Here is a 7644-nt window from a genome sequence, read left to right as displayed (position 1 = left end):
ACTCTTCAATAAATATTAATCTATCGAACAAAAAAAGAAAACTCAATTGGCGAATTGAGTTTTCTTCCTATATTTGTCCCGTTTTATTCCGATAATGAACAGCGGATGGCTGTTTTTAAGTTTAAATAGAAGGAACAAAGATGGGAGAACATACGAAACACGCTTCAGTGCGGTCGGAGTTAAGGGAACGAATTATAGCGACTGCGGTCGATTCGTTTTCCGTACATGGTATCAAAGGGATTACGATGGATGACATTGCCACTTCTTTAGGCATCTTCAAACGTACTCTCTATGAGGTCTTTCCGGATAAGGAGACGTTGCTGGAAGAGTGTATACTGAAGGGGCAGCGTGAGGCAGACGCTTTTATCAGCGAGGTGTTGGCCAGTTCGGACAATGTGCTTGAAGTGTTGCTGAAATGCTATCTTCGCAGTATAGAGAAGTTTCATGCCACCAACAAGAAGTTCTTTGAGGATATCAAGAAATATCCCAAGGCCTACGAATTGATGAAGAATGACAATAACCGCAGTTCCGAAGACACCATCAATTTCTTTAAGGAAGGAGTGAAGCAGGGACTCTTCCGTACCGATGTCAATTTTGCCATTGTCAATCAGTTGGTACGCGGACAGTTGGACTTGCTGATGAATACTGACATCTGCAAGAAGCATTCCTTTATAGAAGTCTACGAATCCATCATGTTTACTTTTCTGCGCGGCATCTCTACGGAGAAGGGGGCAGAAGGGCTGGAATCTTTCATTCTTGATTACCGCAAGAAGCAGGTTAGGAATGAGATTGCAGAAAGACAAGAAAACAATTAAAATCAAGCTATAACAAATTTATGAAGATGCAGAGAATTCGGGTCGATGGAGCATGGTTGCTGACGGTCGTCCTGGTGCTTGTCGGCGTTTCCGTGCGGGCACAGGAGGCAAAAGACACCTTAGTCCTGACCCTTGACCGAGCCTTGGAGATTGCCTTGAGCGACAATCCTACCATAAAGGTGGCAGAGGAAGAGATTGCTTTGAAGAAAGTGACTCACAAGGAAACCTGGCAGAACTTGCTTCCGCAGGCAAGCATTGACGGTACGTGGAATCATACCATCAGTGCGGCACAGATGAATCTTGGCGGACAGTCGTTCAAGATGGGTATGGACAATTCGAATACGGTAAGCGGGGTGTTGAATATCAGTTTACCCATATTCGCTCCCAGCGTATATAAGGCCATGTCGATGACAAAGACAGACATTGAACTGGCTGTGGAAAAGTCACGGGCTTCTAAGCTGGATTTGGTGAACCAGGTGACTAAGGGTTACTATCAGCTGATGCTGACGCAAGACTCCTACAATGTGTTGCAGAAGAGCTATAAGCTGGCGGAAGACAACTACAACATTGTCAATGCCAAGTATCAGCAGGGTGCCGTCAGCGAGTTCGATAAAATCAGCGCCGAGGTGCAGATGCGCAGCATTAAGCCGAATGTGATTTCGGCGGGCAATGCCGTGACGTTGTCCAAGTTGCAGCTGAAGGTGCTGATGGGCGTTACGGCCGATGTGGATATAGAGATTGACGATAACCTGGTGAACTACGAGACGGACCTGTTTGCCAACGAGCTGAGCCGGCCTGCTGCCAATCTGGACAATAACACGACAATGAAGCAGTTGGACTTGAACCGGAAGATGCTCAATCAGAACATCAAGTCACTCCGTACCAACTTCATGCCTACTTTGGGTATGAACTATTCTTACCAGTACCAGTCACTCTACAACGAGAACTGGAACATCCTCGATTATAATTGGAGCGGAAGTTCCGCACTGATGTTTACGCTGAGTATTCCTTTGTATAAGGCAAGCAATTTCACCAAGCTCAAGTCCAACCGTATTCAGATACGCCAGTTGGAGCAGAACCGTCTGGACACGGAGCGCAAGCTGAACATGCAGATTACCAGCTACCAGAACAATATGGCTGCCAGTTCCGAGCAGGTTGTCAGCAACCGCGAGAATGTGATGCAGGCACAGAAAGCTGTGCAGATTGCCGGCAAACGCTATGAGGTAGGCAAAGGTACGGTGTTGGAACTGAACACTTCGCAAGTGCAGCTTACGGAGGCCGAACTGACCTACAACCAGTCCATCTATGATTATCTGGTAGCGAAGGCCGACCTTGACCAAGTGCTGGGAAAGGATTATATTGCAGAGAACGAAGAATGAAGAACAAAGAATGAAGAATAGAAATAAAGATAACGATATGAAAAAAGGTTTTCAATGGATGGCCCTGCTGGTAGTTGCCATGCTGGGGGCATGTAGCGGAGGCAGTGATAAAGCTGCTGCTGAGAAAGTGGACGAGAAGCCGAGGGTGAAGCTGGCCGGAGTGTCGTCGCGCCCCGTGGAACAGATTCAGGAATACACCGCTACGGTGGAGGCCGAAGTGAAGAACAACATTGCTCCCTCTTCTCCGGTGCGCATAGACCGCATCTTTGTGGAGGTGGGCGACCGCGTGTCGAAGGGCCAGAAGCTGGTCAGTATGGATGCCGCCAATTTGAAGCAGATAAAATATCAGCTGGACAACCAACGGATAGAGTTCAAGCGTGTTGACGAGTTGTATAAGGTAGGCGGTGCCTCCAAGTCGGAGTGGGATGCCGCCAAGATGAATCTCGACATCCGCGAGACTTCCTATAAGAACCTCTTGGAGAACACCTCGCTGCTCAGTCCCATCAACGGGGTGGTGACAGCCCGCAATTACGATAACGGAGATATGTATGGCGGTGGCACTCCCGTGCTGGTGGTGGAGCAAATCACCCCGGTGAAGTTGCTCATCAATGTTTCCGAAGGCTACTTCACCAAAGTGCAGAAGGGCGCTCCCGTATCCGTGAAGGTGGATGTTTATGGTGACGAGGAGTTCGAAGGCAAAATCAGCCTTGTTTATCCCACTATCGACCCGGCTACCCGTACCTTCCCGGTAGAGATACAGCTTGTCAACCGTGACCAGCGCGTACGTCCGGGAATGTTTGCCCGCGCCACGTTGAACTTTGGAACACAGGACCACGTGGTTGTTCCCGACCTCGCCATTGTGAAGCGTGCCGGCAGTGGAGACCGTTATGTCTATGTCTACAAGGACGGCAAGGTGTCTTATAATAAGGTAGAGCTTGGCCGTCGTATGGATACGGAGTATGAGTTGATTTCCGGTGTAGACAATAACTCTCAAGTCGTCATAGCCGGACAATCCAAGTTAGCCGATGGTGTGGAAGTCGAGATAGAAAAATAATTAAGAATGGAGAATTCTTAATTATCAATTATCAACTATCAATTATCAATTAAAGAAATGAGTTTATACGAAGGAGCGGTTAAGAAACCGATTATGACCTCGCTCTGCTTCCTGGCAGTGGCGATATTTGGTCTGTTCTCTCTGTCGAAGTTGCCGGTAGACCTTTATCCGGACATCGAGACCAACACCATTATGGTGATGACTACCTATCAGGGTGCCAGTGCCTCGGACATTGAGAACAACGTGACCCGTCCGTTGGAGAACGTGCTGAATTCGGTCAGCAACCTGAAGCATATCACATCCCGTTCGTCGGAGAATATTTCCGTGATTACGCTGGAGTTCGAGTATGGGTATGACATAGACGTGCTGACGAACGACGTGCGCGACAAGCTGGACATGGTGAGCTCCATGCTGCCCGATGAGGTCGAGACTCCCATCATCTTCAAGTTCAGTACGGACATGATTCCCATTCTGCTGCTCTCCGTGCAGGCAGAAGAGAGCCAGCCGGCTCTTTACAAAATATTGGATGACAACGTGGCGAATCCCTTGGCACGTGTGCCCGGTGTGGGTACGGTGTCCATTTCGGGTGCCCCCAAGCGTGAGGTCAATGTATATTGCGACCCCAATAAGCTGGATGCCTACAACCTTTCTGTAGAAACCATCAGCTCCATTATCAGTGCCGAAAACCGGAACACACCGGGCGGTACGTTCGACGTGGGCAGCAACACCTATTCACTGCGTGTGGAAGGTGAGTTTAAGGACCCCAAGGAGATGGAGAACATCGTGGTAGGTACGCACAACGGTGCTTCCGTCTATCTGCGCGATGTGGCAAAAGTGGTGGACTCCGTGGAAGAGCGTGCGCAGAAGACCTACAGCAACGGCGTGCAGGGTGCCATGATTGTGGTGCAGAAGCAGTCTGGTGCAAACTCCGTAGCTATTTCGCAAAAGGTAATCGACATGCTGCCGCAGTTGCAGAAGTCGCTGCCGAGTGACGTGAAGCTGGGTATCATTGTCAACACGTCCGATAATATCCTGAATACGATTGACAGTTTGGAGGAGACCATCATCTATGCCATGCTGTTCGTTATCCTGGTGGTGTTTGTCTTCCTGGGGCGCTGGCGTGCCACGGTCATCATCTGCATCACCATACCGATGTCACTGGTTGCCTCGTTCATCTATCTGGGCATCATCGACGGCGGTTCGCTGAATATCATCTCGCTCTCTTGTCTCTCCATTGCCATCGGTAATGTGGTGGACGACGCCATTGTGGTGCTCGAGAACGTCACCACCCACATCGAGCGGGGGTCCGAGCCCAAGCAGGCGGCGGTGCATGCCACGAACGAGGTGGCCATCTCCGTCATTGCCTCCACGCTGACCATGATTGCCGTATTCTTTCCGCTGACGATGGTAAGCGGCATGTCCGGCGTGCTGTTCCGCCAGCTGGGATGGATGATGTGCGTCATCATGACCGTCTCCACCATTTCGGCCCTGTCGTTCACCCCGATGATGTGCTCGCAGATGCTGCGTCTGCAGAAGAAGCAGAGCAAGTGGTTCATCGCTCTCTATAAACCGATTCAGCGCGGGCTCGACGCACTGGACGTATGGTATCAGAACCGCCTGAACTGGGCTGTGCGCCATCGTGTGACGGTGATTGCCGGCTGTGCCGCGTTCTTTGCGGTGAGCCTGCTCTGTGCCAAGTACATCGGTACGGAGTTCTTCCCCGCGGCGGACAACAGCCGCATCGGCGTGAAGCTGCAGCTGCCCATCGGCGCCCGTGTGGAACGTGCGCAGGCGCTGGCTTCGGAACTGACGGACAAGTGGATGCAGCGCTACGGCAAGGTGATGAAGGTGTGCAACTATACCGTGGGGCAGGCCGACTCCGACAATACTTTCGCTTCCATGCAGGACAACGGTAGCCACATCATCAGCTTCAACATCAGCCTGGTGAGCCCGGGTGACCGCAACGTGACGCTGGAGGCTGTCTGCGACGAGATGCGCGAGGACCTCAAGGCCTATCCCGAGCTGGACAAGGCGCAGGTAATCCTCGGCGGCAGTACCGGGGGCATGAGTGCCCAGGCCAGTGCCGACTTCGAGGTGTATGGCTACGACTTCACCAATACCGACCGCGTGTCTGCCGAGCTGAAAGAAAAACTCCTCCAAGTGAAGGGCGTGAGCGAGGTGAACATCAGCCGCCAGGACTATCAGCCGGAATACCAGGTGGACTTCGACCGCGAGAAGTTGGCCCTGCATGGCTTGAACCTCTCTACGGCATCGGGTTACCTGCGCAACCGCGTGAACGGTGCCTTGGCATCTTACTACCGCGAGGACGGCGACGAGTACGACATCCGTGTGCGCTACGCCCCCGAGTTCCGCACCAAGATTGAAGACCTGGAGAACATCCTTATCTATACTCCCGCCGGCGAGGGCATCCGCGTGAAAGACCTCGGTCGTGTGGTAGAGCGTTCGGCGCCTCCCACCATCGAGCGTAAGGACCGTGAGCGCATCGTCACGGTGTCTGCCGTCATCTCCGGCACGCCGCTGGGCGACGTGGTGGCGGCGGGTAATGCCATCATCGAGAAGATGGACCTCCCGAGCGGTGTGTCCATACAGATATCCGGTTCGTACGAGGACCAGCAAGATTCGTTCTCCGACCTGGGCACGCTGGCCGTGCTCATCATCATCCTGGTGTTCATCGTGATGGCGGCGCAGTTCGAGTCACTCACCTATCCGTTCATCATCATGTTCTCCATCCCGTTTGCGTTCAGCGGTGTGCTGATGGCGCTGTTCTTTACGGGCACCAACCTCAACGTGATGTCCCTTCTGGGCGGCATCATGCTGATAGGTATCGTGGTGAAGAACGGTATCGTGCTCATCGACTACATCACCCTTTGCCGCGAGCGCGGCCAGGCGGTGCTCCACTCCGTGGTCACGGCAGGCCGCAGCCGTCTGCGTCCGGTGCTGATGACCACGCTGACCACCATCCTCGGCATGGTGCCGATGGCCGTGGGGCAGGGCGAGGGTGCCGAGATGTGGCGTCCGCTGGGCGTTGCCGTAATTGGCGGTTTGACGGTGTCCACCATCCTGACACTGATTCTCGTCCCCGTGCTCTACTGCTCGTTTGCCGGCACCGGCATCAAGCGCGCGCGTCGCAAGATAAAGAAAGACCGCGAACTGAACGAGTACTACCAGAGCCATAAGGACAAGATGACAAAACGTAGATAGGGATTAGGGATTAATCATTAATCATTATATAACGTGAAATCAGTATTCATTACATTCGACCAGGCGTTCTTCGAACGCATCATGGCGCTGCTCGACCGCCAGAACTGTCGTGGCTTCAGCTATTGGGAGCAGTTGCAAGGGCGCGGCAGCAAGACCGGTGACCCGCATTATGGCAGCCACGCGTGGCCCAGCATGTGTTCTGCCATCATCACGGTGTGGATGACGCAAAGGTGGCCCCGCTGCTCGACGCGCTCCACAAGATGGATGCGGAGACCGAACAGCTCGGGCTCCGTGCCTTTGTGTGGAACGTGGAGCAGACCATTTGACCTGCCTCCCGTCTGGGGGGGAGGAACATGACACAAAACAACGCAGATTACGCGGATCTTTCATATTTCATCCGTGTAATCTGCGTTGTCTGCGTCTGAAGAATAATCAGAAAGAAAGTTTGCGGGTGAAAGCTCCGTGCCGTGATGGTTACTGTCGGGTTGCTGCTTCCTTCGGTTACCGTCAGCGGCGTGGCATCTGCCGGCTTGAAAGTTGCCTTCAGCTTGGTGCCGCCCACGGTGAGGGCAGTGATGGGGTTGGTCGCCTCGCCGCCTCCCTGCGCCGTACCGATGTTTACGGTAATGTCCAGCTTGGCAAAGGCATGCTTCATGTTCACCACCACTTTGCCGTCGTTGCTGATTTGTCCCTCGGTAGGATGGCTCGGGTCTATCACCGTGGCAGGCATGTAGAGCAGGTCGCTGGCCTTTACGTTCTCGTCGCTGGGGTAGCCGTCTGTACCGGTGGTGCTACTGCTTTGGTCGGTGAGTACGCTCACCTCTTTGCCGCTGTCATAGGCATCTTTCGTCCATGCCTCCCAGCCGCTTGCCGTCTTCTGTGCCACAGCGCTCACTTGTGCATTCGCCGTCTTCCAAGCTATTTCCGAGGTCTCGGCAGTCCAATTGCCGTCCTCTCCCTTGGTCATCTTCGTGAAGTAGTCATAATCCGTGGTGGTTCCCCCTTCGTCCGTCACCCGGAAGTAGAATTCCTTCAGGTCATCGGTCTCCATTTCCGCACGGGTCTCCGCTTCCATCACTTGTGTGGTCACCCGGATGGGTGTCCCTTCCAGTGAGCCGTTGTTTGCGGTTGGCTCGTCCTGGTTGTTGCAGGCTGCCAGCATGATGCCTGCCAG

5 protein-coding genes and 1 pseudogene are annotated in these 7644 nt (G+C 53.2%); 5 read left to right on the top strand and 1 reads right to left on the bottom strand.

Translation table 11 applies throughout. The features are described from left to right. Positions 1-140 precede the first annotated feature (140 nt). From JCM16496_RS19910 to JCM16496_RS19890, 5 genes and pseudogenes are all read left to right on the top strand, one after another. Positions 141-815 carry a TetR/AcrR family transcriptional regulator gene (locus JCM16496_RS19910; RefSeq protein ID WP_025836301.1) on the top strand — a complete coding sequence of 225 codons (675 nt, stop codon included), beginning with the start codon at positions 141-143 and terminating at the stop codon, positions 813-815. A 20-nt stretch (positions 816-835) separates the two neighbouring features. Then, positions 836-2194 carry a TolC family protein gene (locus tag JCM16496_RS19905; protein ID WP_025836300.1) on the top strand — a complete coding sequence of 453 codons (1359 nt, stop codon included), beginning with the start codon at positions 836-838 and terminating at the stop codon, positions 2192-2194. Positions 2195-2231: 37 nt separating this feature from the next. Continuing rightward, a complete protein-coding gene (locus tag JCM16496_RS19900; protein ID WP_025836299.1) occupies positions 2232-3248 on the top strand; it encodes an efflux RND transporter periplasmic adaptor subunit in 1017 nt (338 codons plus the stop codon). Positions 3249-3305: 57 nt separating this feature from the next. Then, positions 3306-6470: an efflux RND transporter permease subunit gene (locus tag JCM16496_RS19895; RefSeq protein WP_025836298.1), complete on the top strand. Its 3165-nt coding sequence runs from the start codon at positions 3306-3308 to the stop codon at positions 6468-6470. A gap of 33 nt (positions 6471-6503) precedes the next feature. Continuing rightward, positions 6504-6796, top strand: a pseudogene (locus tag JCM16496_RS19890) (PG0541 family transporter-associated protein). A gap of 47 nt (positions 6797-6843) precedes the next feature. Here the strand turns inward: JCM16496_RS19890 and JCM16496_RS22805 are convergent. Then, a partial coding sequence (locus JCM16496_RS22805; RefSeq protein ID WP_159102483.1) for a fimbrillin family protein occupies positions 6844-7644 on the bottom strand: 801 nt, incomplete at its 5' end.

This window comes from Bacteroides rodentium JCM 16496 (assembly GCF_000614125.1).
In the GTDB taxonomy this organism is placed as follows: Bacteria; Bacteroidota; Bacteroidia; order Bacteroidales; family Bacteroidaceae; genus Bacteroides; species Bacteroides rodentium.
Note: the sequence above shows the minus strand (reverse complement) of the source record. Positions and strands in the feature narration are given on the sequence as shown.